This is a genomic window from Candidatus Nomurabacteria bacterium (genome assembly GCA_023898665.1).
In the GTDB taxonomy this organism is placed as follows: domain Bacteria; phylum Patescibacteriota; class Saccharimonadia; order Saccharimonadales; family HK-STAS-PATE-42; genus HK-STAS-PATE-42.
Genome location: CP060233.1, coordinates 78036 through 103841, shown reverse-complemented (window position 1 = coordinate 103841; position 25806 = coordinate 78036). Strand labels below are relative to the sequence as shown.

Sequence of the window (25806 nt, the reverse complement as noted above, 5' to 3'; positions counted from 1 at the left end):
TCTCAGGAAAGCTTGCCGCCTACGCCGCCCTTGGTAAAAGACCAGAAGCAAAGCTTTAGTCTTTTTTAATCTTCATCACGCCCTCAGCTCTTCTTATAAAAACTGGTTCAAGCTCTGTGCTTTTCTTGTCCGAATAGACATAGTTATCCTCATTAAAGTTTTTTAATAATTCTGGGTCGTCGATTCTATTTTTAATAATCCATCGAGCCATCATTCCTCTGGCAACTTTAGCATGAACTGCCTCAAACTTAACTTCTGATTTATCACCTTTTTTTCTATCTTGTAAAAATAGGGGAGTAATTATTTTGCCCCTAAAACTTTTTCTAATCAATTTTATATATTCTTCTGAAGAAAGATTAATCACAAATTTGTCATTAATCTGAGCTGATATTTTATCTTCCCAAAAGTCATACAAGTTCTTACTTTTAGCGACGCTAAGCTTAAATCCGGCCTCCAATCTATAAGGCTTAATTAAGTCTAGCGGTCTTGCGATGCCGTAAAGTCCGGATAGAGTCCAGACTTTTTCTTGTGCCCAAAAAAAATCTTCTTGGTCTAAGCTTTCTGCAACTAAGCCCTTATAAACATCTCCGCTAAAATAGAGCCAGGCTGGCCACGCTTCCGCATCTTTCCAATTATCAATCTTAAGCTTAGTTTCTTTAGCTAAATTCTCAGAGATATGCATTAACTTCTGTAAGTCTTTAACACTAAGCTTAATTAATTTAGCATTAAGTGCTTTAGCTTCTGCTTCAAAAAGAGGGCTCGTTCCATTGAGCTTAAAATCAACATTTTTCTTAAGCATCGTCTTAGAAGAAACAAGTAGAGTAATCATTAATATTTAAGCTTAGCAGGTTTCTCTGTTAAACTTAAAACTGTATGAGTGAGGATCTAAGAGGTAAGACATTAGCTATCATTGATGGCAAATCAGTTTTTTATCGTGGTTATTACGCAATGCCGAATCTCTCTACAAGAGATGGAGTCTCCACGGGAGGGGTTTATGGCTTTGCTACTCTAGCATTAGAAATTATTGCTAAACTTAAGCCAGATTTTGTAGCAGTCGCATGGGATAAATCTAAAACCAATACCGCAAAAAGAAAAGAGATTTATGCAGACTACAAAGCCAACAGAAAGCCGGCTCCGCCAGATTTTTACGAGCAAGTCCCAATTTTAAAAGATTTTCTAAAAGTACTTGGCTGGCCTCTTTATGAGCTTGATGGGTACGAGGCGGACGACATCCTTGGCACGCTCGCTCACCAAGCAAAAGAGTTTGGCTTGCAGACTAAACTTATTACCTCAGACCTAGATATGCTCCAGTTAATTCACGATGGGAACACTGAGATTTTAAATATCAAAAAAGGTTTTTCAGACATCCAAAAGTTTAACCAAAAAGCATTCGAAGATAAGTACGGGATCCAAGTAGAACAATTTGTAGATTATAAATCTCTCACTGGCGATAGCTCAGATAACATTCCAGGCGTTGCTGGCATTGGTCCTAAAGCTGCGTGCGAGCTTCTAAACGAGTATAAAACTCTAGAAAACATCTACGAGAACCTCTGGAAGGTTCCGACAAAGTATCAAACCAAGTTGGAATCCGGCAAAAATTCTGCCTTTATGTCCAAAGAGCTCGCTACAATCATGCTCGATGCACCCCTTAAACTTAAAGAAGAAATTAAACACATGCATGGAGTCCCGGCCAATGCCTCTAAATTACTTACCACAATGGAGAACTTAGAATTCAGGACTCTTATAAAAAATCTCCCAAGCTTTTTAAGAGACCGTGGAGCCCTAAGTGAAGCTAATATTATCGAAAGCTCAAAAGTCGCACAAAAAGCGATTCTTAAACTCAAAAGTGTAAATAACTTAAATGATTTGGATATTAAACAAGATCAACCAACCTATCTTTACTGCGTTTCAGAAGGTAAGTTTGGCAAGAACTCTAAGCGTCTCTATATTTCTCAAAATCTAAAAGAAGGCTTCATAATTCATCCTCAAGACTTTAAAGATCTTGATAAATTAGAAGACTTGCTTTCAAAAACAAAGGTTGTAACTTACGATTCTAAAAAGCTTCTACATTTTTTTGCTGAACTTAAGTTTGGCGGGCTGGCTAATCTTCCTGTTCATCATGATCTGCAAATTGTAGCTTTCCTTTTAAACTCACTTTCACGCGCAAGTACCCTTACAGATTTAGCAGCTCAAGAGGTTAAGCTTAAGCTTCAAGAAGACTTGCCCCCAGAAGATCTAGACACAGTATTTCCAGAAATAAACCAAGCGCTAAATGAGCTTTACGAAAGGCAAGTTCATCAGCTTTCAAAACTCCCTAAACTTAAAGAAGTTCAAGAAGAGATTGACCAAGCGGTAGTCCCAACTCTAGTCCAAATGGAGAGATCCGGGCTTTATGTTAATCAAAAAAAAGTCACCACAATCACTAAAAAGTTTGAACGAAGAATTGATGAGCTCACAAAAAAAATTCATAAACTTGCTGGCAAAGAATTTAATATTGCTAGCCCAAAACAGCTCGGCGAAGTTTTATTCCAAGATTTAGGTCTTGCACCGACTGGAGTCAAAAAGAAGAAGACCGGCCTATCGACTGCGGCTGGTGAACTCGAAAAGATGGCTTTACTTCACCCCATAATCTCTCTTATCCAAGAATATAGACAAATCACTAAACTCAAAGGCACTTATCTCGATCCTATTCCTAAGCTTATTTCAGAAGAAGATGGCAGAGTCCATGGCTCGTTCAATTTAAATGTCGCTGCAACTGGGCGTTTGAGCTCAGCCGACCCTAACATGCAAAATATCCCTGCTAGAACAGAACTCGGTCGAGAAGTCCGCTCAATTTTTGAAGCACCAAAAGGTAAAACACTCATTTCCGCCGACTATTCTCAGGTAGAACTCCGTATTGCGGCAGCTATGTCTGATGACAAAGACTTAATTAAACTTTTTAACGAAGATCACGATATCCATACGGCAACTGCTGCAAGCCTTGCCGGAATTCCAGAAAGCGAAGTTACAAAAGAGCAGCGTTATAACGCAAAGGCCGTTAATTTTGGTATTCTTTACGGACAGGGAGCTCACGGTCTAGCTCAAGTAACTGGAATGACAGATGGAGAAGCACGGATCTTCCTACTTAAGTATAAAGAGATACGGTCAAAGCTTTTTGAACTTACCGATAATTTTATAAAGCAAGCAAAAGAGCAGGGCTATGTCGAAACAATTTACGGCAGAAGAAGACCAACTCCAGATATCAGATCTGTCAACTTTAATATCCGAGCCGCAGCAGAACGTGCCGCACTAAACATGCCAATCCAAGGAACAAGTGCGGATATAACAAAACTCGCCATGATTAAGCTTAGTAAAGTATTACCAAAAGGAGCCGAGCAAGTTTTACAGGTCCACGACAGCATTGTTGTAGAGGTTGATGAGAGTAGTGCACAAAAAGTTGCCAAACTAATGCAACAAGAAATGGAACAGATTGCCCCAGATCTAGGAGTTAAGCTCAAGGTTGACGCAAAAACCGCCACTAGCTTGGGTGAGTTATAACTGTTGACACATACTACATTAATATAATAAACGATATGACTGAATCGGGAAGATATACATTTGATACAGCAACTAAAACATTAGAAGAAAAGGTCAAGAGAGCATCGAGCCTCCTTGGAAAGGATATAGCCGTAGGTGCTAGCGAAGGGGTTGAATTAGCAAATCCGAAGCTAACGCCTCTTAAACCAAATACGGCCCGGAGCGTTGCTCAAGTACGTGTTGCGGGCGAGGTGGCAGGAGATCTTTTATGTAATTATATTCAATAAAGGTGATAGCACTGGCGAGTATAGTGAAGAGTACCCGCAGGATAGCCTTGAAGTGCCACCATTAAATCTAGGTGATGCTACCCTAACTCCTGGATCTACTTCATACCCGCGACCAAAAAATCAGCTTGCAGAAATATGTATTCCTTTGGTTAACGCAATGATATGGTAAGACGAAAGAGTAACTATGTACAGAGGAACACATCTTAGATTGATCGGGATTAATAAAGGCGGCTCTTTAGAGAAACCAACGGTTACCCCAGTTGACCTAGGGCCTTATGGTTCAAATAGGACCCCATCCCAGGCGTTTAGTGAGTCTCCTAGCTTCTTAACGCTAGGAACTGACGGTTTCGGCAGAAGAGTCGGTGACCCTCATGCCATTTTTAATCCATCAGAGCATGTTCAAATAGCCGGATTCATTGCAGCCACTGATGAAAGATGGCTAGACCTATTAGCATCTTTTGAGCCGACGAATCCATACACAAGTTAGCCAAGTTGACTCCTGAGCACAAAGATTGCTATAATCTCGATATTAAGTAAACTATTAATACTATTGTAAAAACAGATAGAATTTATCATGGGAGATCTAATAGTAGAAAAACCAACATTTAGGATGCACTGTGACAACTGTCACGGTAATACTGGATACTTCGAAGTAAGCAGAGAAGATGTCGTCCACATCGACAAAACAGCTCAGACAATCGTTTTTTATGCAACCTGTCCAAATGGTCATCAACACCCAGTTGATTCAGAGTACGTCGTATTCGCTCCAGAAGTGAGACAAGCCATTGAAAGTCTAAGGGCTCAGCTGGAAGGCTCTCAAGTCTAAATAAGTAACCTTTTTGCTAAACTTAAGGTATGCCTGAGCTACCAGAAGTAGAAACCGTTGTTCGTGGTCTAAATGAACATCTCGTTGGACATACAATTAAATCTTTTGATTTTGATTGGCCAAAAACAATCAAGACTCCACTTGAGATTTTTAAAAAAGAGATTGAAGGCTCTAGGGTTATTACTGCAAGACGTCGCGGCAAGCTGATCATCATAAACTTAAGTTCTGAGCATTCAATTTTAATTCATCTTAAGATGACTGGGCAGCTAGTTTATAAATCTTCAAAGCTTCAGTATGGAGCCGGCCATCCTAATAATTCACTAGTTTCTAAACTTCCAGACAAAACAACTCGAATTCACTTTAAGCTAGATAATAATTCTGAACTCTTTTTTAACGATGTTAGAAAATTTGGTTGGGTAGAGTTAATCCCCTCAGACGAACATCATTTGCATAAATTCATTTCATCCTTAGGTCCTGAACCTCTGGAGATAGACTACATTAAGTTTAAGCAAGCTTTATATAGATTTCCAAAAGCCCAGATTAAAGCTAAGCTTTTAGACCAAAACGTTCTTGCCGGAGTGGGCAATATTTATGCCGACGAATCTTTATGGGCAGCTCAGATTCATCCTCAAAAAAAGATCTCCGAGATTCCAGAATCTAAACTTAAGAATCTTTTTACAGAGCTCCAAGCAGTACTAAACTTAAGTATCGAGAAAGGCGGTTCATCTTCTGTCAACTATATCAAGGTAGACGGCAAAGTAGGATCATACCTCACATTTGCAAACGTTTATAAAAGAGAAGGTAAGCCCTGCAAAAGATGTGGTACAGAATTAATTCGAACAGTCGCAGCTGGGCGTGGAACCCGCATTTGCCCTAAGTGCCAGAAAATATAGAATCCAATACTAAATTACTTTGTTTAGAAAATAAATTATACCTGCTCGACTTTAAGTCCTCGGGCTTTGGCGCGGTGCAGATTAGATGTAAAATAAGAGCTAACTATGTTGAAGATTTTTTATGGCCAAAATACTTTTGCCAAACGCTTAGAAGTATCTAAGCTTAAGAAAGAATTTATAGAAAAAAATGGAGAATACTCTGTAAGAGAGTTCTCGGCAGAAGAGCAAAGTCCAAACATTTTTATATCAGATATATCATCCTCCGGACTGTTCGCCACTAAAGAACTAATAATTATCAAAAGATTAGAAGATAACTTAAATCTACTTAATAAAATTATTGAATCAAATTTAGAGCATAATCCTAATGAGATAATTTTATTAATAAACTCACTAGACAAAAGAACTAACGAGTATAAACAAATTCGAAAACACACCGGATTTACAGATTTCCAAAGCCTGCCAGAAGCTAAGCTTAAAACTTGGATTACGCAAACATCAAAAAAACTTGGCTTTACTTTTTCTCATGACGTTTTGCAAGATCTAATGATCAGAACAAATCAAGATCAGCAGGAGATCTGGATTTGCTTAAATCAACTCTCTCACCTCCAAAAAGAGTCTATAGATAAAGATGATTTAGATATTTTTCTAGCTCCTTCATGCTCCGAAACAGCTTTTAATTTGCTAGAATCTGCCCTAAGAAAAGATTCTAAAAAATTCCAGAAATCCTTAAAAGAGCTTGAGCTATTTAGGGAAGACCCCTATCAGATAGTGGCTCTATTATGCTCTCAAGCCCACTCACTTGTTGCTGTAGCTTTAGGGAATGAAGCTGGTAAATCACTTCAGTCTATAGCTGGCGATATCGGTATCCACCCATTTGTAGCCTCTCAACAAGCTAAGCTTGTTAGATCTCAAAATATTAATAAACAAAAGTCTCTTAACATTTCTAAAATCATAAACTGGCTTGATCTATCTTTAAAAACAGTTAACAAAACAGAACCTTGGCCAATGCTAGATTCTGCATTGATGCAAATTACTGTGCTATAGTTTCCAATAATAAAGTTAAGTTTAATACAATATAATTAATATGAAATATCGAGAGATTTGGAAATCGTTAGCACTTACTTTAATTACACTTGGGATTTATGGGATCGTCTGGCAGGTCAAAGTTAAAGGAGAGATGAACGGGCTTGGGGCAGACATTCCAACCGCTTGGTGGCTAATCGTCCCAATTGGGAATATCTGGTGGCTCTGGAAGTACTCCGAAGGAGTTGAGCAGGTTACTAAAGGCAAGTACACAGCAGGCGTAAGCTTCTTGTTGCTGTTCTTAGCAAGCGTGGTTGGACAGGCTGTATTACAGACAGAGTTCAACAAGATGGCTGGTGGCAAACCAGTTGAGGGCGGAGCTAGGAAGTCTATAGAATCATAAATATAGTTAAAACATAGCAAGAATCATCCTGAACTCGCACGTCATGGCGACATGCCACGGTCTCAGGATCTCTAAAACATAAAATGAGCTCCAAAAACGGAGCTCTTTAACTTGCTTAAGATTATAACATAATCAATAACTACAAAACAAGACTATTCAAACAATGTCAAACCCGCTAAAATCAAAAAGATTATGAATGATAAAAAAATGAGCAATAAGAGCGCGGATCAATTTACAAGATCTTACTACCTAAAGAAACTTAACCAAAACAAGTTGGGATATCTAGCTCCTTTATTTTTCCTTTTGGGGAATATCATAGCCATAAATATTACTCCCATAATATACTCTAACTTTATTCAAAGGGCTACACAGGGTAAGTACACACAGCTGCTAGAGATAATCCCTGTAATACTTATTCTTCTAGTACTTCACCTTACCCGATTCACTCTTTTTGGGCTTACAGATTATATCTGGTCTAAGGTTAGTACTAAAGTCCAGGGTGAGCTTATTGTAGAATCTCAGGAAGTCATATTAACCAAGTCTAAAAGCTTTTTTGCTGATAATTTTACGGGAGGGATAGTTAATAAGGTAGGCTCATTCGCGATAGGTTTTCAAGCCCTATTGAATGAATATAGCTATAACCTTATACCTTCAATTGTGACCATGACTCTTGTTTTTATCTATGTAGGCTCTAAGAGTCTCATTCTCTTAATCCCATTTATAATGACTTCGGCAGTTTTCGGTATATTTGTCCTGGCCACTAAACCTAAAAGAAAAAAATTAAATAAAGAACGGCAATTGGCAATAACCAAGTTTCAGGGCTTCTTGGCTGACTCCATCTCGTCCGTAGATGTGGTCAAGTCTGAAGGTGCAGAAGAGTATGAAATAAGAAACGTGAAGAAACCACTAAAAGTTTTTACGGATGCTAAGTCTAAGGCTATGGTATTCAGCAATGTTCTTGGCAGGGCGACGGGATATGTGGGTCAGTTCTTTACAATAGTAGCTTTGCTTTTCGCAATTTTTATGTATATAAACCATAAGATCGATCTGGCAATGGTTCTAATAATGACCTCTTATGCCGGAAGCTTGGTGGACAAGATAAGCGCACTCAGTAACTATAAGATTAATGTCCAGGAGGTTTATAATTCAACCTTTGAGATGGCTGAGATTATGATGATGGAGCCTGAGATTAAAGATCCTCAATATCCTGTTAAATTGAAGATTGAAAAAGGGCAGATCGAATTTAATGATGCAAGTTTTAAATACACTAATGCATCCGAGGAGCTTAAAGAAGATGAAGACAAACCTAATAAAAACATAAAAGACGAACAGCATCTGTTTAAAAACCTTAGCTTAACAATTAAACCAGGCGAAAAGATCGGTTTGGTTGGCCCAAGTGGAGGAGGAAAGTCGACTCTACTAAAATTAATCTTAAGGTTTTATGATATAGATTCTGGCGCAGTCAAAATAGATGGCATTAATGTCAAAGATGTAATCCAATCAAAACTAAGGCAGCAGATAGCTTACGTTCCACAGGATCCCGCACTCTTCCACCGCTCAATTGCAGAAAACATTGGCTACTCTAAGCCAAACGCTAAGCTTAAAGAAGTTAAGGCAGCCGCAAAACAGGCTTATGTTGATGAGTTTATAGAATCACTTCCAGATGGTTATGACACTTTAGTAGGTGAGCGCGGAGTTAAGCTCAGCGGAGGTCAGCGCCAACGTGTTGCAATTGCTAGGGCAATTCTAAAAGATGCCCCAATTCTACTTTTAGACGAAGCAACATCTGCTCTCGACTCAGAATCTGAAAGCTATATCCAGAAAAGCTTAGAGAAATTAATGAAAGATAGAACCACTGTAGTTGTAGCGCACCGTCTTTCAACAATCCGCAAAATGGATAGAATAATCGTAGTAGATAAAGGGAGAGTAGTAGACTCTGGCCCTCACGACCAATTGTTAAAATCATCACCACTCTATAAAAAACTATGGTCCCACCAAAGTGGAGGATTGCTCCAAGATTAAGCAACAAAAAGTTCAGTAAGATATTTAACACAACATTCATTGATTTTAACTAAGCTCGGGAGTTTAATTAACCTCAGTTAAGTTTAAAAAAGAGGAGAGAAAATATGGTTCTATTCGCTTTCGCGTTACTGGCGGTAGGCTTGCTTTGCGCAACGCTTGGAGCTCGCGTCGCAAAAACATTGTTACCACTTTTCGGCTTGTTTGCAGGAGTCATGGTTGGCTTTACTGGAGTTCAGGCCGTATTTGGTACAGGCGCACTTAGTACAACAGTCGCAGTGTTCGTCTCATTTGCAGTCGGATTGTTACTTGCGGTGTTATCCTACGTCTTCTTCGACCTAGCCGTCGTTGTACTGATGGGTCTAGTAGTAGCAAATGCCCTGGCATTCTTAGGTATTGCACTAGGCTTAAGAGAGAACGGTTTCGTAGTCTTTATGCTCTATGTAGCAGGTTTAGTTTGGGGAGTCAAATACGCCCTTCGCAATCCTACTGCCGAGGCATTCTTGATCTACCTAACTTCTTATGTAGGAGTCGCAATGATTCTAGCCAGCGCGCTACTGATTACAGGAGATTTAACTGTCGCTCAACTCGCTGATAATGGAGTTGTAAAAACTTCACTAGAGGCTATGAGTCAGTCATTCCTATGGTTCTTAGTTTGGTTTGGTGGATCAATGGTTGCTGCTCAAGCGCAAATCGCATCACTTGCAGCCGAGTTCGGACTTCCAAGGTCTAGTAGTAAAAGATAAATAAAAGTTCATAAAATTTAAAAGGAGATTTATTATGGCAAAATCATCAACAAAAAAACTAACCGGACTTAAAGCCAGCTCAGTGGCTATGTTCGAAGGGACTTTTGCGGCAATCGTTGGACTTGGAGTAGCGGTACTTTATAGCCTAGCCGGTACAATTGAGCTAGCCAAGTCTACCTCAAGCGTTCTAGCCGGAATGGCCTTTGGCCTAACTGCTGGAGTAGTCGCAATTGTGGTAGTACCACTTGTCTACTTTGCACTCGGATGGGCCGTTGGATATGTTCACGGATTTGTCTTTAACGTTGTAGCAGGAACATCAGGTGGCATAGATCTAGAATTTGAAGAGTAAGATCAGTATCTTCTATCAAAGAAAAAAACCGGGAGATTTAATCTTCCGGTTTTTAAAATTTTCTAGTTTGCTATAAAGAATCTATTTCTTAGCAGGAGCTTTTTTTGCAGCAGCCTTAGTAGCTGGCTTTTTAGCCGCAGGCTTCTTTTCTGCCGGTTTTGTGCTAGAGGTCTTAGCTTTAGTCGTACTCTTAGCTCCTTGAGGATTAACTCCCATAGCTTTTAGCTCAGCATTAAGTCTAGACTTTTTTCTAGAGCCAGTATTCTTATGTAGAACATTCTTTTTAACGGCAGTATCAATTGTTGCCTGAGCCTTTTTGAATAGTTCAGCAGCATTCTTCCCGCCATTCTTTGCATCTTCACGAAGGGCTTTAATAGCCTCACGCATGTTCTTTTTAGTTAGTCTATTCCTTGCTTCACGAACTTGAGTTTGTCTAGCTCGTTTTTTTGCAGATTTAATTATTGGCATTACTATTCCTTCTTATGATCCGTAGACCTTATTTTATATTTACTTGCTCATTATATTATAACAGGGTAGAAAGTATTATTCAAACATTTTAGTATTGACTTTAACAGTACAAGATGATATTATATGAGCGAATATGGCATTACGTGGTTTTTATAATGATAACTTAAGTATTCCAGGGAGATCGAGCTCGGGGCCCGAACTGGCAAGGGATATATCATTTATTTTGAAAAAAGGTGGAGCTGTCCGATCAGTATACGATTCAATTGAGACCTCTAGACCGATTGGTGATATGCAAGGGACACCAGGGATTGAATTAGCTGGTAAAGTTGCAACTACTGTTTATGCTGTATTATTACCTAATCCTCTTGCCTCACAAAAAGCTTTTGATAGAGCACAGCATTTTGTGAGTAAATATGACCTATTAGAGGACTATACAAATTAGATTGTTGTATAAAGCCAATAAAAAGTGTATATTATGCACATCTAAACAATTTAGATAATTATTTAATCAATAAACATGACAATTGAAAGACAAGACACATTAGACGAGACTAAACTCGATCTCGCGGATCCGAGCGGGCAAGAGAAAAAGGTCGCAATTGCCGCTTCTCCTAGACATACAGCAGGACCAACCAATAGACCACCAAGTGATGCTGAGCTCGCTGCTTTAAAGGGAAGTAGCTCAGGCTATGCAAGAAGCGTTAGGATGAAGGCAGCAGGAGCTTTAGCTACTAGACCACCTGTGAATCATAACTTTGATGATGAGCCTCACGAAGAATTGGGCTTTGGTGATTAACTAGCGTTCTTCAACATTTGCGTTAAGCTTATCTGCTAAGCCCTTTGCAGCAAGAGCCTCAGTATTCCTTTTTTCAACAATGCTGTTATATTCACCGATTATAGACTTAATTTCTTCTACTTTAGAGTTAAAAATTTTTACTTTAGAGTTATATTCTTCTACAGCAGATTGATATTCTTCTTGGCTGTCACTGTTTTGCAAATAATCAATCGAATCTTTTTCTCTATCAAGCTGAAGACTTAAAAGATTAATCTCTACTTCTAGATTATTTTTCTGGTCCCTTAAGTCACTTAGTTTCTTGTCGTATTCTTTTATAACAGAGTTTATTCTTTTAAATTCAGAGCTATAAGCAAGGTAATAGTCTACAATCGCACTCCTGTCCTTAAAATATTCTGAATAAATATCCTCAAGCTCACTCCCAACATCTTTAAGCTGAGTGCCAAAGATGGCGAACATTTCATTATTCAGCTCCTCACCTGGCCCAAGTTTGCTCTCATAATTTCTCACAAGATCTCTAGTTTCTTTGTCTTCTGTTCTAGACCTTAAGCTTTTAACAAGTCTCCCAACCTTTAATTTCTCAGAAGGATCCATTCTTTCGAATTTTGCATGTAGGAGCTCATGCGCTGCGGTGACTTCTTCGACTCCGTTAAGTTTAGGTTCATCTACTTTAAGAACGTAGATCTTTCTATTTCCGTAACATCCCAAGACACTGGCCTGTTCGTAAGCTTGCACAGGGCATTTTTCTCTAAAATTATCTTTATCATCAACCTCAGTTAAGCTAGCTCGGTATACCAGATCTCCCTTTGAAGTAAGTTGAAGATTATTCAAAACTTCAGCGGAGTCTTGGGTAGATTTATAACTCTGCGAAACCCATCTATCATGAATTTCCCACTTATTATTCCAAGCAACAATCCCCAAAATAAATAATAATGTCACTAAAATTAAACCCAGTAGTTTTTTTGAGGATCTCTTCTGTTCTGTTTCCATATATCTAATTCTACAATAGTTTAGCCTACTAAACTTCAAAAAACAGAGGTAATTGAGTTATAATTAAACTTAATGGGGGCGTAGCTCAGGGGTTAGAGCAGTCGGCTCATAACTGATTGGTCGTAGGTTCAAATCCTACCGCCCCCACCATTTTACCTAGCTATAAAGCCTAGCTGAGGGTCTAGGCTTATTTTAGATTAGATACCATAGATTAAATTGGGTATTAAGAGACTAATGACTTATAATTCTAAACCCTCGGAGATAGTAATTGAGACAGACTTTTTTGATGGAGCACCAAATAACGTAAAATTTGGTGTCGCTATATCGAGGCTACCAGACGAACCAGGCAGAAGCGGACTCCTACTTCCTGTTGAGGATGAGGCAGCCGTACGTCTTGTGCAGGTTAGTTATCAGCAGGCAGGCATCATTGCTAACTGCAAGGAGGATCTTGCAAGAATTCGAGCCTTAGATCACAGGTCAGAAAGGATTGTTGTAATGGAGCGTGTCGGCAAAAGGGCGGCCAGCCTATTTGCAACAGCCAGACTTGTCCATGGAACATTAGAGGAGTCTTTACCTATGGAGGAGTATTTCCCATCCTTGCTTTGTTCGGTGGATATTCCAAGATGTGTGGAAATATCTAGACTAACTTCAATAGCAGAGGACAAAAAAACAAGAGAGAGGCTTTCAAGCTGTCCTAAGAGCTGCCTATGGCTACGCAGTTAGCTCCATATCTGATTATTTTGGGGATGGAAACATATCAGCAGAAGAGATACGTGTAACAGAAGAGATAGATCATTACTTTGGGCCGATTCAGCCAGAGAAAATTGAAGGGGACCAACTTGACCATTTTCCAGACGTAGACACCATAGTAGCAATGACAGAAGACTTTGTGATTGCTCGGGCAAGAAAATTTGGGATTACGGTAGATGTACTAGGTGGGCCGATTCCTGTTCAAGAGGCAAGGGATACTATGGCCATCTTACATCCAGTCTCTTTCGATCTAAGGAAAGTGCGTCGCACTCACTTAGCTGGCACAAATCAGCTCTTTAACGTTTATCTAGACAATATAGATAAACACCATGGGCTTGGGTGGTTTGGGGATGAGATTATAGAGAACCTCGGCTTCCCTCAGCTTTAATGATGATTTATAATTAGAAATTATAAATATAAAAAAGAATGGGATTAAAAGGTGACAATGCCCAAGATCGATACCAGTATCATTATCCCAGCCTACAATGAGTCTGTGGTTATTGAGTCCACTCTCCAAAAGCTCGCTAATTACCTGTATAAAAAAAGAAAAGTTTTAGGGGTAACGGAAGTAATAGTGATTGCATCGGGTACCGATGATACTGCAGTACTTGCTAGAAAACTTTCTTCTAAATTCGAAAAACTTAAAGTTATTGATCCAGGTCATAAAAGAGGTAAGGGCTTAAGCGTAAGAATCGGTTTTGACAATGCCCAAGGTGATGTCCAGATATTCATGGATGCAGATCTTGCTACACCGCTCCATCATATCACCAAGACAGTTCAAAGCCTGAGAGGCGAAAGTGATGTAGTCGTTGGAGTCCGAAGACTTAGCAAAATACATCCTGGTAAACTAAGAACACTTTTCTCTATAGGGAGTAATTTAATAACAAGGGTTCTGCTATTCCCAAGAATAAGAGATACTCAGTGCGGTTACAAAGGTTTTAAAAAAGATGCCGCAAGAAAAGTCTTTACGAGGCAGCGCCTCAACGGCTGGGGGTTCGATATAGAGATGCTCCAGTTAGCAAAAGAAAATAAATTAAAAATCACTCAACAAGAGATTTCTGATTGGCAAGAAGAGCGGGAAGAGGGCTTGAGGGGGGACGGCTTGATGGGGGCCGGGTTCAAAACCTTGGCTGATGTAATCTTAGTTAGAGTAGAATCATGGGGCCGATTTGCTAACAGACACTATAAAGCAATTTTGATGTTTTCGATGATTGGTGTATTTTTGCTCTCTATGCACATTGGTTTAAAGCAGAGTATTTGGTTTGATGAAGGATATTCAATTACACTCGCTAAAAGGCCAGTCTCAGATCTCCTAAGTTTAACAGCAGTCGATGCCCATCCTCCACTTTATTACCTAATTCTAAAGGGGTGGGCGACTATACTCGGCTACAGCGAATTGGCATTAAGATCTCTAAGCGCAGTTTTTGCAGCCCTAAGCTTAAGTGCTATGTTTGTGTTAATTAAAAAAGTCTTTAGACCTTCATCGGCAGTTATTTCACTACCATTCCTAATTATCTCCCCATTCTTAATGCGCTATAGTTTTGAGATCCGTATGTACTCAATGGTCATGCTCATATGCATACTCGCTACATATGTTTTAGTAAAAGCAAAAGAATCAGATAAACTTAAGCACTGGTTGCTATATTCAGCACTAGTAGTTCTAGGTCTCTATACACTTTATATGAGTATAGTTGTTTGGCTTGCTCATGGACTTTATTTAGTCTCTTCATACATTAGAGATGTAAAGAACTCCAAAACAAAAGTCTCTTTAATACCTTCGTTGCTAAAGCAAAAATTCGTAATTGCATTTGGAGTTGCGGGCTTACTTTTTGCTCCATACGTCCCTACACTTATCGGGCAATTCCAGCATTCGGCTCTTCCAAGTATAACCTCTCCAGTTACATTTAAAGAGTTAACTAGAATCTTAAGCTTTGTCATAAGTTACGAGCCAGAATGGCAAATATCAGTCGTTCTCAGTTTGTTGCTGCTAACTTTCTTTATTATTTTAGTGAAACTAATTTCTCATAACTATTCTAAAGCTTTAAAAAAAGAAAAGAACGGTCTTAACTTATTTTTATCAATTCTTCTGGTTCCAATTTTATTCTTTGCAGTTATTTCTATACCTCCACTAAAGCCATATTTTATGGAGAGATACTTAGCACACTTTATTATCTTTGGCTATGCACTTATTGGTATAACTCTTGATTCCGCCTGGCGCAATGGTAAGCACTTAAGCTCAATAATTCTGACATTCTTATCACTGGGTTTGTTAATCTCCGGAGTGACTAATTTGAGCAAAACAGGAAATTACAACTTCCAGAGCTTAAACAAACCAAACTCAAAAATTATTCGAGAAAGCATTGGAGACTGTTCTAGCGCAACTATAGTAGCAGAAGATCCATTTGCTTACATCGATTCTTCTTATTACTACCAAGATTGTGACCTACGTTTTTACTCAAAAGAAGAGCTTGGTCCGTACGGTGGTTATGCTCCTTTGAGATTTAGTACCAGCAGAGTCAGCTCGACAGACGACGTCTTTGCTAGTACCGTTTACCACCTACACTGGGAGAAAGACCCTGAGTTTAAAATAAAAAAGGATCCTCGCTACAAACTGGTTAAGTCTAATAGATTTGATAAGCACTTTGTCGATGAGTACAAATTAGTAAACCAAACTATCAATTAGAATTTATTAAATAACATTTCTATTCCCACCTAAACGCTCTAAACGCGATGGTATAGATTATTACTATCCATGCTGCTAGCAACCCTACCTGTGGGCCAAGGTCAAAAATAGTTCTTCCTTCAGTAACAATTAATCTTACGCCGTCCACTACTGGAGTAAGAGGGAAGAATGAGGAAACTCTCTGTAATATCTCAGGCATTGCAAACCTTGGGAAGAAGACCCCACTTAAGAACATCATCGGGAATGTGACTATCTGAGCAAGTGGCGCTGCTTGATTCTCGTTTTTTGCCCAGCCACCAATCGCGAGACCAATTCCGAACAAGGTGATAGTCCCCAAAACAACAATTGCCATTAAGCTTAAATAGTCCCCATTCATATTGAGATCAAAGAATATTCTTGCTGCGACAAACATCATTGCAACAGAGACTATTCCTATAATTGAAGATGAAAGAGCATTCGCAATAAAGTACTGTCTAACCTTAAGTGTAGTAGTGTGAAGTCTTTTTAAAATTCCTTTTTGCTTCATTTGTGGGAATACTGTAGTCGGCCCAAAAATACCTAAACCCAGGATAGAGAATCCCACAAGACCAGCAAAAGTATAGTCAAATCTTCGCTGACCTTCCTTTGCGGTAGATATAGCTTTTACGCTGAAGGGAGTCTCCGACTTAACAAAGCCAGCATTCACCTTTTCAAATGCTCCACCTAAAACAGAAGTGAGGGTTGTGGCAGCCTGCTCATTATTTTGGTTATAAATAACTTGAGCCTCACCACTTGGGTAAGCATTGTTTCCTGATTTTTCACCAAAGTTTTGGGGTAGAACTATAGTGGCGTCTAATTGCCCTCGATCCATCTTAGCTTTAGCAAGATCTAGGCTAGTAGATTCTTTATCAATATCAAAAGTTTCATCTTCTGTTAGTTGCTTAACAAAACCTTGCGAAAAATCACTCTTAGATTCATTCAAAACTGCCACCTTAAACTTAACGGAGTTATTACCTCCAAAAATTCCCCCAAAAATAAACAAGAAGATTAAAGGGAAGACAAAAGTAAAAAACAGAGCAACTTTATCTCTAAATGTTCTAAAAGTTTCTAACTTTGCAAAAACCCAGATTGTAAATAATTCTTTTTTAATCATAAAATCAATCCCTTAAATCCTTCCCGGTTAAGTCTATAAAGACATCTTCTAAATTAGCCTGCTCAACAGTTTGTTCCTTCTTAAATCCTTTTTTTAGTAGATTCTTAATCAAATTCTTTGGTGTATCTAGAGCAACTATTTTTCCGTTATCCATAATGGCAATTCGGTCACAAAGTAGTTCAGCCTCGTCCATATAATGAGTTGTCATAATGACAGTTACACCTTTTTTTCTGACATCCTCAATTAATCCCCAAAGATTTCTTCTAGCCTGAGGGTCAAGCCCTGTAGTAGGCTCATCTAAAAAGAAGACCTTTGGTCCATGTACTAACGCTGCCGCAATGCTTAACCTTTGTCTCTGTCCTCCGGATAAATTCTCAGAGTAAGCACTGGCTTTTTCTTCTAAATCAACATCTCTTAAGAATTCTTTAGCATTTACTTTCTCTCCATAAGCTGCAGCAAACATGTCAATAATTTCTGTAAGCTTAAGTTTCTCGGCAAATGCTGGAGTTTGAGGCTGCACTCCGATTAAGGCTTTAATCTTTTGAGGATCTTTCGCCACATTAACTCCATCAAGTAGTGCCTCGCCGCCATCAATTTGTCTAAGAGCTTCTAGCATCTCAAGAGTTGTAGTCTTTCCAGCTCCGTTTGGACCTAAGATCCCAAAAATCTCGCCCCTCTTAACTTCAAAATCAATTCCGTTAACTACCTTCTTTTTGTCGTAAATTTTTGTCAGGTTTTTAACCTGCATAATAACATCATCATTTTTCATAACTTTAAGTGTAGCAGATCATAATTCCGAGGCTAAGTGCTTTTGGTTAACAGGTTGACAGAGTGTTAAAATCTATGGCTAAAGAATATGAGTTTGTTAAGATCAATTGTTGCCGAACAAGGTTCTGGGCTGGTTAGCTCTGAACAGCTTGGTCTAAACCCTACCTATGTGAACCACTTAAGAGACTCAATTGATCTATTGTCAGTTTGTAATCTTGGTGACCTCAAAAAAGCAAGCGATGAAGCAAGGCGAGATCCGGCCGATACTAGTGCCAGCGCTTTAGTGAGTGCAAGTGATGTATATGCTTGGCTGAGAGTACCAGTATTTCTTGATAGATTTAAACAATTGAGAGAAGTCATGTGGAAGACCTACCCTCATGAAGCAATAATAGCTTTAGATATTGGAGCATCTTTTGGGATATATCCTGAGGCACGTAGGTCAATATGGTTTCGAAAATGTGGAGACCTAGCTTCTTTAATCACGGGGCTAACACTCGAAGGAGTTTTTGAGATAGGGGAGAACATCGATGCTGATAGTCAGATGACAAACATAATTCATGCCGAACATGGAGCAAGAGGCACCGAATTCTATCGAACTCTTACTTCGCACATTCAAATTTCTTTAGCGACAATTCCTCTCGAACTATCTGGTGATCGGTTAAGGATCCAGGATTATATTAGACATTCGTTAATATATCTCGGTCATAATGCTACTCAAATTATTGATCGAGAAGACCGGCGAGATTATGGATCCTCCTCATTACAGGCTGTAGCCGAAAGAATGAATATGAAGGTGGAAGACGAGAAATACATACCTATAGAAAGAAGATGGCGAGTAGATGCTTTCAACGATACTCTATCTGGAACTACTGCTGCTGAACAAATTACGAACACAAGCAGAATAATAGTAGACCCAAAGGTGTCTGAGCAGGTTGGCTATCTCTTTGAACTGGCTAAACTTGCAAAAAGGGAGGGAGATAGTGATACAGCCAATCAATATAGAAAGGAAGCTTACCAAATTAAAGCAGAATCAACTCGAGTATATAGGTTCGATCCTGAGAAAATTGGAAAATTTTATGTGGCCATTGCGAACAAGGCCGCAGCTTTTGCCGTAACCCACGGACATGCTTGTCCCTCACGTTTTATGAGTCTGGATATGCTAGATCCAAAAGTTATAGCTCATGAAGCTGAACTTGGTATGGATGAAGAGGCTAAGGCAACAGGTATGTTTAGAAGAGAAAGGGAAAGACTTCTTAAGGGTGATCCGGATCATATAACATGCAGGATAGAAGATGCGGGCCACGACCCTCGTATACCTGATAAGTTATCGTTGATAACGAGCATTGAGTCATGGCCGTTTTACACTGAAGCTCCAAAAACATATACCGAAGCAGACGAGATGGCTGCATATGTTGCCGAAGCAATGGTGAATCTAGGACTAAAGCTTAAGCCATTTGGAGAGTATATAACTTTCCCATGGGGGATTATTAATCATAGAGGCGAGCCTGGCCAAGAATCCGATACTATTGGAAGTACAGCCAGATTAAGGGTTGCAAGACAAAGATTAATTGATACGGTTAATGGTATGCTGGCTGGCTACACATATAAGGGCACGTTTAGAAAGATTCATGAGAGGTTCTCTGTAATGGAAGTTAAAGATTGGATGACGAATGGCGAAGAAACTCACCTAGCGACGAAATCTCCGATATTCACGATGATAGGGGGTAGTAATGAATTCCAGACAGAGATCGAGTTATTGAGGTTGAGGCGAGAAAAACTCCGAATAAGAGCGGGCGACCATACAGGTAAGAAAAAGCACCGAATTAAGCCTTAGCTAAATCCCAGGCAGTAATCACTCCGAGTAAACTCTCTTTTGGCTTACCATTTGCTGTTACAAAAATCATCCCGATCCTAACTCCATTCTTAACAGCCTCACTGAACATCTCGCGAATTTCCATTGCAGTTGAGTTTGATGATACAAAAACAAACTTTTCGCTAGGATGATCATTAAAGCCAATAAAATCCTTAAAATCTCCAATTGTAGTTTGTTCATCAATTAAGCTTTGTTTCTCTTTCACTAAATATGCAAAGACAGTATTCTCACTGAACACGCCGATCATCTTCCCATCTTGAATAACTGGAGCATGGGTAAAAGTCTTTCTATTCATTTCGGCCATAACTTTAGTAGCGTGATCACTTAATTTCACTGTAAAAACATGGCTTGCTCGAACAGCAATATTAAGAGCTCTTTTTGGCTTCATAATCAAATCGGCAAGCTCTTGGTATCTCTTAACTGCAAACTCTGTGGGCTCAATCAAGGGCATTTGATTAGCCCCATTACTATCATGGACCAGCATGTTCCTTAATTTAGAAAAAGACCTAAGCTCATAAGTATATCTGTTAACCTCGGGATTAATCCTAGAAATTCTTTGTAAAACTGCCGCATGATCAATCACTTCATCTTGCCCAATAGAAGTTCTAAAGAACTTGTCAAGTTCGTTATAAATTCTCAAAATTTCTTTTTCGCCATTACTTTGATTCATGGCTCAAGTTATACCTTATACCTTAGTTTTAAACAAATGCGCTTTAACAGTTTGATAGTCATGTTATAATCAAATTGAAGATCTACTAAAAATAAAAATCAAAAAAATGAAGTTCACTAAAAATCTTAGTTTAGACTCTTTTCCCACCGTATCGAGTATAAAAGATACTGACTCATCTGAGTTTAAAGCCAAGCTTAAGAAGGCTACATCTCGAAGTAATTGGATAAATTATATTGTTATATTCTTTAGTATTTATTTCGTCTGGAATACTGGAGTGGCAATTAGGCATAATCAAAAACTCCAAACAAAACTAGAGACACTACAAAATAAAGCCCAATTACTTGAAGAAGCCAATAAGAATCTTGCTCTTCAAAAAAACTATTATTCCTCAAAAGAGTATCAAGAAAAAGCACTAAAAGAGAATTTCAATCTAGCGGCAAATGGAGAAAAAGTATTAATAATAAAAGATTTACCGGCTCCAAAAGATAAGTCTAATAACATTTTCTCTGAGCTACAAGAACTACGCAGGTTAATAAATCAATAAATAATACAAAAAGAAAAATGACTAGCATATATCAAGTCTTACTTTTTTCAACCATAGGCAGTATATTTTCACTTGCGGGGGGAGTGCTTCTGCTTAGTAAGCGCTCAAGAGCTGAATCTATTGCAAAATATGGAGCACCTTTTGCTGCAGGGACTTTTCTCGCAGCAGCCTTCCTAGACCTTTTAAAAGAAGCAGGTGAGCAAGGCTTATACGAACAAGGGTTAACTTTTGCACTAATCGGTATTATACTTTTCTTTCTATTAGAGAGGTTCTTAAGCTGGTTCCATCATCACCACCCACACGAGCATGAACATCATAACGATCCTAAAATATCGATGATAGTCTTTGGTGATACTCTGCATAACTTTATAGATGGTCTTGCTATTGGTGCAGCATTTTTAGTCTCTCCAGAAGCCGGTATTATAACCTCACTTGCAGTTGCAGCACACGAGATCCCACAAGAAGTTGGCGATTTTGGACTTCTCTTAAGTAAGGGAATGGCAAGAAAAAGAGTTCTCATTGTAAACTTAATTAGCGCTTTTGCTGCCGTTGTTGCCGCAGTGCTTGTGTTTACAGTAGGACAAAATCACGATTTTAATACCGCTCCTCTCCTTGGTCTTGTCGCTGGTATGTTTATCTATATTGCAGTCAGTGACATCATTCCAGAGATCCACGAAAAATCCTCAAAAAAAGCCATAAACTTAAGCGCAGCACTTCTTATATTTGGAGCTCTGTCTGTAGGCTTAATCTCTAACTATCTACACGGCAAGATTGAAGGTGTAGACCGTCACCATAGCTCAGATTCATCTCATCATGATCATAACTAAGCTTTAAGTTTAAAGATTAATTACTATGGAAAAAACTCCATTTTTGTGCTAAAATTAACCTTAGCCATTTAACGCGGAGTAGAGCAGCGGCAGCTCGCGTGGCTCATAACCACGAGGTCGCAGGTTCGAGTCCTGCCTCCGCAACCAAGTTAGAATAACAGGTAGAGATTGAATATTACATTCAGTCTCTTTTTTGTCTTGGCTGCTACCCTGACCCATTCCCGCCTACTAAATAGAATTGACTTATTCAGAGTCGTCAAAGATAAGTTTGGCATAACCTGGATGTTCAACATTTCTAAGGATTAAACACTTATTGCCCACCCCCCCATAACATGTTAAAATCCTAACCATAAGCTTAATATATGTATGAATAATTATTCATACATATAAATAAGCCTAGATTTAGACTTAACTAAAAAACATGTATATATCTTTAAAAAAATCCATGCTTTCTAAAAAACTTAAACTTCTTTTTCTCACCGGATTTCTAATTCTCGGCTCTTTCCTCTCCCTAGCTCTATCTAGACAAAACAAGAATGTCTCTGCTCTTGATAATGACTTCTCAGATGGTATAACCGTAGACTCCACTCTAGATACTGCAGATGCAAACATTGGCGATGGAACCTGTGATGATGGAGATGGCAACTGTACCCTAAGAGCAGCTATTCAAGAAGCTAACTCAGATCCTGATGCCTCAACCATTCTCTTTAATATCTCAGGTACTCCAGACTTCACTAACAACTCTCAAAATGGCTACACCATCTCTCCTCAATCTGCACTACCTCAAATAACAGAAACCCTCACCATAGACGGCTACTCCCAACCAGGATCACAGGCTAATACTGCTATAGCTCCTAACCCCCTTAATGGTACGTTGTTGATTGAGTTGGATGGGACTGGAGCAGGGGTAGTTGATGCACTTGACATTAGTGCGACGGATGGCGTTACTATTAAGGGCTTAGTAATAAATAGTTTCCAGTTTTCAGGTATCGGTGTATTAGATACTTCAACAAATATTAATATCCAAGGTAACTACATAGGTGTAGACCCAACTGGTTTGCTGGACAGAGGAAACTATAAACAGGGCATATGGGGCAACTTAGACAGTAATCAACAAAATGGTTCGACAAATGTCTTGATCGGCGGCCTAAACCCGGAGGATAGAAACATAATTTCAGGTCAGGGCTGCCCAAGTTGTTTGGACTCACAGGGTATTGCGGCTGGTGGAGAGAACTGGACTGTTCAAGGTAATTACATTGGAGTAGGAGCGGACGGCTTAACTGCAATTGGTAATAACGCTGCCGGTCTAACTATAGACTATATGCACAGCATGTATATAGGGGGAGATGAACCCGGTGCGGCAAATGTAATTTCGGCCAACGGTTCTGGAGGGGCAGGTCCGATTCAAGGTGGTATTCAGCCAGATTTCAGCGACAATATATACATCATTAAAAACTATATTGGAACTGACTACACTGGCACACAAGATTTAGGCAATTATCAAAACGGGATCTCACTTGGTGGCACATCAGATTCGGTAGTTAGGGGTAATATGGTTGCATTCAACGGTGAGAATGGAGTGCACGTCTGGGATATGACCGATCAGGATGAAGAGTTAGTCCCTTCTCAAAGAGTTTCTATACTTGGAAACTCAATCTTTAGTAATGGTGACTTAGGAATTTCCCTTGGAGCTAATCATCCTCTCTTCAATGACCATTTTGACCTAGACACCGGAGCAAATGAACTCTTGAACTATCCAATATACACGGCAGTTAACGAGGTCTCTGGTGATACAACCGTATCTTATGCGCTCGACGTTCCCGCAGGGGACTACCGAGTCGAATTTTACTCAAATACCACCCAAGATTCTTCAGGCAACGGTGAAGGCGAAACCTATCTGGGTTATCAAAACATAACTTCCCTAGGATCTGGCGCTCAGTCTTTTACGAATACACTAAGCAATGTTACAGGGGTGACAAACCTAGCCATGACTACTACCGAAATTGACCAATCTACAGATGGCTTTGGTGCAACAAGTGAGTTTGGTGGTGTTAATATACCGAGGTCTGATATGTCTGTCACAAAAACACTTCTCAATCCAGAGGAGATATCTGCTCCTGGCTCGATTGTAGATTACCAAATTACCTATACTAACAGCGGTAGTACTGCCTCCGATCTAAGTAATTTTAGCACTATAGGCGGAGCAGGGCTAATATATGATTTTGTTCCGCAAGACTTAATAAACCCATCCGGTTATGTAGCAGATGGGCCACTACCCGGTTCTCAAATAATTGATGTTGGCGATCCAGACCTGACTTGTCTATATGGCCCCGCTCCCTCAGCCGCAGGTCTTGGAGCAACAACTGATACAACACTTGGAATTGTGGTATGCTGGCTCACTGGCTCAAATACCACCCTAGAGCCTGGGTCTTCTATTACTGTAAACTTAAGTTTTGAGATATCCCCAGATTCAGACCTTGTCTTCACTAACTATGCGTTAGGGGCAGCCCCATCTGATGATCCAGAGTATAGTACTGTAAATAGTGGGTTTGCATCTGGTGACCCACTTGCGTACATGATTGACCTTGGTGAAGACAACATAAATAACTTTTCATCAAATAATTACCCTATGCCGGTTACCCCAGAGGAACCCACTGGTGGCAATAATCCAACCAATAACTTAAGTGACCCCACACCCTTAGCTTCAACTGGAGGATTAGTCATAAAATATCTTTTGGTTGCTTTAATATTTGTTTTTGTGTCTCGGTATGCCTCCTATAAACTTAACCATAAAAGAAGTTAAAAGTCTTCTGCAACCATTAAGTAGATCATATAATAGAGACTATGCAGTATATTGCTTTACTACGTGGTATAAATGTTGGTGGCAACTCTAAGGTTGAGATGCCTAAACTTAAGATACTATTCGAAGATCTTGGGTTCACTGATGTCAAAACTTATATTAATTCTGGCAATGTTATATTCTCATCAAGTCAAAATGATATAAAAAAGATTTGCTTAAGTATTGAGCAGGGGATTAAAAAGGAATTTAAGTTTAGTGTTCCTGTTCTGGTAATTACGGAGGCTAAACTTAAAAAGATAGTTAGTGAGATTCCAGAAGCTTGGCAAAACAATTCTGAGATGAAGTGCGATGTCATGTTTTTGTGGGACGAAGTTGATTCGCCAGAGACTCTAGAGTTACTAAACTTAGATAAAGATCTCGAAGATTTTAAATACGTACCTGGAGCAATAATTTGGAGAATCGATAGAGATAAAGTCACAAAAAGCAAAGTCTTAAAAATGATCGGAACAGACATTTACAAAAAAATGACCGTACGTAACTGCAACACTGTCCGTAAGATTATTTCTTAGACAACCTTAGAATCAAAATACCCACGGTATGTACTACAAACCAAGCATCATCCTTATCAGCTTCTGTAACCTTGTGGCTGTCGCCTAATTCTGACCTTACTGCAGATACCCAGTTTACTAAGTTATCTATAGCATCTATATATCGACTATTATAGCCATTTAATATTGTTGACTTGGCAGATTTAAGTAGTGCGCTAAAGTTATCCCCCTTACAGCCGAGTACCCTCAATATTTCTTGTAGTGCAGTACCTGCATCAGTTATCGAGTCACTAGGCTTACCATTAGTAAGTTCTTTGATGCTATCTCGGTAACTTTTTTCGACGAGGTTGAATCTCTTTTCAGACGCTAGCAATTTTAAGGTGGGAGCAACTATCGAGATGTGTAGTTCTTTTGATGAGAACTCCACCACTTCATCCCCTTCAATTAAATAGCTTATACGATAAGACTCTAGAAGCCTGTTAACATATTTCAAATAATTATCTTTAATAGTGTCCTGATTACCTCTGGCCAGCCTTGCAAAGGCAACTAAAGTCGCCTCTAAAATGTCAGGAAACTCTTCATCTGAACATCCTCTAACATATGAAGACAACTTGGGTATCTCATTGCCTTGCTCCATTGAAATAATTGTCCTTACTGTTTTGTCTAAGTCTTCTTCGGGGCCGTTATATGTCCTTGGCAGATTCTCTTTAGCTAGGGCAACTACAAATTTCAAGAACTTATATCTTAGTTGATCAGGAATTTCGTTAGTCCAAAGAGACTCACCTCTAGACTCTTTGTTGATAATCTCTAACATCCTCTTTCTTTCACTAAAAAGCATAATGAGTATTATAAACTATAATTGAAATTAACAGCGTATTAGCACTCTTGCATTGTGAGT

27 protein-coding genes and 2 tRNA genes are annotated in these 25806 nt (G+C 39.2%); 22 read left to right on the top strand and 7 right to left on the bottom strand.

Features of this window, described 5'->3' with window-relative positions:
- Positions 1-55: 55 nt before the first annotated feature.
- Positions 56-829: a YaaA family protein gene (locus H6799_00575; protein USN97588.1), complete on the bottom strand. Its 774-nt coding sequence runs from the start codon at positions 827-829 to the stop codon at positions 56-58.
- 44 nt (positions 830-873) lie between these two features.
- Here H6799_00575 and polA point away from each other — a divergent pair, with 44 nt between their 5' ends.
- The 10 genes from polA (at position 874) to H6799_00525 (ending at position 10062) form a co-directional block, all read left to right on the top strand.
- Positions 874-3537 (top strand): DNA polymerase I, encoded by a 2664-nt coding sequence (polA, locus tag H6799_00570; protein USN97587.1) that lies wholly within the window; start codon positions 874-876, stop codon positions 3535-3537.
- A 35-nt stretch (positions 3538-3572) separates the two neighbouring features.
- Positions 3573-3803, top strand: coding sequence for a hypothetical protein (locus H6799_00565; GenBank protein ID USN97586.1), 231 nt, complete (start codon positions 3573-3575; stop codon positions 3801-3803).
- Between the two features lie 184 nt (positions 3804-3987).
- The gene (locus H6799_00560; protein ID USN97585.1) at positions 3988-4290 is read left to right on the top strand and encodes a hypothetical protein; all 303 of its coding nucleotides are present in this window, start codon (positions 3988-3990) and stop codon (positions 4288-4290) included.
- Positions 4291-4377: 87 nt separating this feature from the next.
- Positions 4378-4629, top strand: a complete 252-nt coding sequence (locus H6799_00555; protein USN97584.1) for a hypothetical protein — start codon at positions 4378-4380, stop codon at positions 4627-4629.
- A 29-nt stretch (positions 4630-4658) separates the two neighbouring features.
- On the top strand, positions 4659-5522 hold the full coding sequence (gene mutM, locus H6799_00550; GenBank protein ID USN97583.1) for a bifunctional DNA-formamidopyrimidine glycosylase/DNA-(apurinic or apyrimidinic site) lyase: 864 nt from the start codon (positions 4659-4661) through the stop codon (positions 5520-5522).
- Between the two features lie 105 nt (positions 5523-5627).
- Positions 5628-6566, top strand: a complete 939-nt coding sequence (gene holA, locus H6799_00545) for a DNA polymerase III subunit delta (GenBank protein USN97582.1) — start codon at positions 5628-5630, stop codon at positions 6564-6566.
- Between the two features lie 40 nt (positions 6567-6606).
- The gene (locus tag H6799_00540; GenBank protein ID USN97581.1) at positions 6607-6948 is read left to right on the top strand and encodes a DUF4234 domain-containing protein; all 342 of its coding nucleotides are present in this window, start codon (positions 6607-6609) and stop codon (positions 6946-6948) included.
- Between the two features lie 1023 nt (positions 6949-7971).
- The gene (locus tag H6799_00535; protein ID USN97839.1) at positions 7972-8970 is read left to right on the top strand and encodes an ATP-binding cassette domain-containing protein; all 999 of its coding nucleotides are present in this window, start codon (positions 7972-7974) and stop codon (positions 8968-8970) included.
- A 104-nt stretch (positions 8971-9074) separates the two neighbouring features.
- On the top strand, positions 9075-9713 hold the full coding sequence (locus tag H6799_00530) for a hypothetical protein (protein USN97580.1): 639 nt from the start codon (positions 9075-9077) through the stop codon (positions 9711-9713).
- Positions 9714-9747: 34 nt separating this feature from the next.
- The gene (locus tag H6799_00525; protein USN97579.1) at positions 9748-10062 is read left to right on the top strand and encodes a hypothetical protein; all 315 of its coding nucleotides are present in this window, start codon (positions 9748-9750) and stop codon (positions 10060-10062) included.
- Positions 10063-10143: 81 nt separating this feature from the next.
- On the opposite strand, the gene rpsT is transcribed toward H6799_00525, so the two are convergent.
- On the bottom strand, positions 10144-10530 hold the full coding sequence (gene rpsT, locus H6799_00520) for a 30S ribosomal protein S20 (GenBank protein USN97578.1): 387 nt from the start codon (positions 10528-10530) through the stop codon (positions 10144-10146).
- 133 nt (positions 10531-10663) lie between these two features.
- On the opposite strand from rpsT, the gene H6799_00515 reads away from it, so the two are divergent.
- Entirely contained in the window at positions 10664-10972 is a 309-nt protein-coding gene (locus H6799_00515; protein ID USN97577.1) for a hypothetical protein, read from the top strand.
- 75 nt (positions 10973-11047) lie between these two features.
- On the top strand, positions 11048-11326 hold the full coding sequence (locus H6799_00510; GenBank protein ID USN97576.1) for a hypothetical protein: 279 nt from the start codon (positions 11048-11050) through the stop codon (positions 11324-11326).
- On the opposite strand, the gene H6799_00505 is transcribed toward H6799_00510, so the two are convergent.
- Positions 11327-12313 carry a hypothetical protein gene (locus H6799_00505; GenBank protein ID USN97575.1) on the bottom strand — a complete coding sequence of 329 codons (987 nt, stop codon included), beginning with the start codon at positions 12311-12313 and terminating at the stop codon, positions 11327-11329.
- Positions 12314-12387: 74 nt separating this feature from the next.
- Between H6799_00505 and H6799_00500 the strand changes: the two genes are divergently transcribed.
- The 4 genes from H6799_00500 (at position 12388) to H6799_00485 (ending at position 15746) form a co-directional block, all read left to right on the top strand.
- Positions 12388-12463, top strand: a tRNA-Ile gene (locus H6799_00500).
- 84 nt (positions 12464-12547) lie between these two features.
- Entirely contained in the window at positions 12548-13036 is a 489-nt protein-coding gene (locus H6799_00495; protein ID USN97574.1) for a hypothetical protein, read from the top strand.
- 151 nt (positions 13037-13187) lie between these two features.
- Positions 13188-13451, top strand: a complete 264-nt coding sequence (locus H6799_00490) for a hypothetical protein (GenBank protein USN97573.1) — start codon at positions 13188-13190, stop codon at positions 13449-13451.
- A 57-nt stretch (positions 13452-13508) separates the two neighbouring features.
- On the top strand, positions 13509-15746 hold the full coding sequence (locus H6799_00485) for a glycosyltransferase (protein ID USN97572.1): 2238 nt from the start codon (positions 13509-13511) through the stop codon (positions 15744-15746).
- A 19-nt stretch (positions 15747-15765) separates the two neighbouring features.
- On the opposite strand, the gene H6799_00480 is transcribed toward H6799_00485, so the two are convergent.
- Together H6799_00480 and H6799_00475 are read right to left on the bottom strand one after the other, a co-directional pair.
- Positions 15766-16878 (bottom strand): ABC transporter permease, encoded by a 1113-nt coding sequence (locus H6799_00480; protein ID USN97571.1) that lies wholly within the window; start codon positions 16876-16878, stop codon positions 15766-15768.
- Positions 16879-16882: 4 nt separating this feature from the next.
- Positions 16883-17647, bottom strand: a complete 765-nt coding sequence (locus H6799_00475; protein USN97570.1) for an ABC transporter ATP-binding protein — start codon at positions 17645-17647, stop codon at positions 16883-16885.
- Between the two features lie 87 nt (positions 17648-17734).
- Here H6799_00475 and H6799_00470 point away from each other — a divergent pair, with 87 nt between their 5' ends.
- Complete coding sequence (locus tag H6799_00470; protein USN97569.1) at positions 17735-19480, top strand: hypothetical protein; 1746 nt, start codon at positions 17735-17737, stop codon at positions 19478-19480.
- On the opposite strand, the gene H6799_00465 is transcribed toward H6799_00470, so the two are convergent.
- A complete protein-coding gene (locus tag H6799_00465) occupies positions 19470-20189 on the bottom strand; it encodes a CBS domain-containing protein (GenBank protein USN97568.1) in 720 nt (239 codons plus the stop codon). The two genes, H6799_00470 and H6799_00465, sit on opposite strands and share 11 nt — an antisense overlap.
- Before the next feature lie 106 nt (positions 20190-20295).
- On the opposite strand from H6799_00465, the gene H6799_00460 reads away from it, so the two are divergent.
- The 5 genes from H6799_00460 to H6799_00440 all read left to right on the top strand — a co-directional run bounded on the left by H6799_00460 (position 20296) and on the right by H6799_00440 (position 24929).
- Complete coding sequence (locus H6799_00460; GenBank protein USN97567.1) at positions 20296-20733, top strand: hypothetical protein; 438 nt, start codon at positions 20296-20298, stop codon at positions 20731-20733.
- Between the two features lie 17 nt (positions 20734-20750).
- On the top strand, positions 20751-21560 hold the full coding sequence (locus tag H6799_00455) for a ZIP family metal transporter (GenBank protein ID USN97566.1): 810 nt from the start codon (positions 20751-20753) through the stop codon (positions 21558-21560).
- A gap of 72 nt (positions 21561-21632) precedes the next feature.
- Positions 21633-21707 (top strand) — tRNA-Met (locus tag H6799_00450).
- A 274-nt stretch (positions 21708-21981) separates the two neighbouring features.
- Positions 21982-24363: a hypothetical protein gene (locus H6799_00445; GenBank protein ID USN97565.1), complete on the top strand. Its 2382-nt coding sequence runs from the start codon at positions 21982-21984 to the stop codon at positions 24361-24363.
- A 41-nt stretch (positions 24364-24404) separates the two neighbouring features.
- Entirely contained in the window at positions 24405-24929 is a 525-nt protein-coding gene (locus H6799_00440) for a DUF1697 domain-containing protein (GenBank protein ID USN97564.1), read from the top strand.
- Here the strand turns inward: H6799_00440 and H6799_00435 are convergent.
- A complete protein-coding gene (locus H6799_00435; GenBank protein USN97563.1) occupies positions 24919-25746 on the bottom strand; it encodes a hypothetical protein in 828 nt (275 codons plus the stop codon). The genes H6799_00440 and H6799_00435 overlap by 11 nt on opposite strands.
- Between the last annotated feature and the right edge of the window lie 60 nt (positions 25747-25806).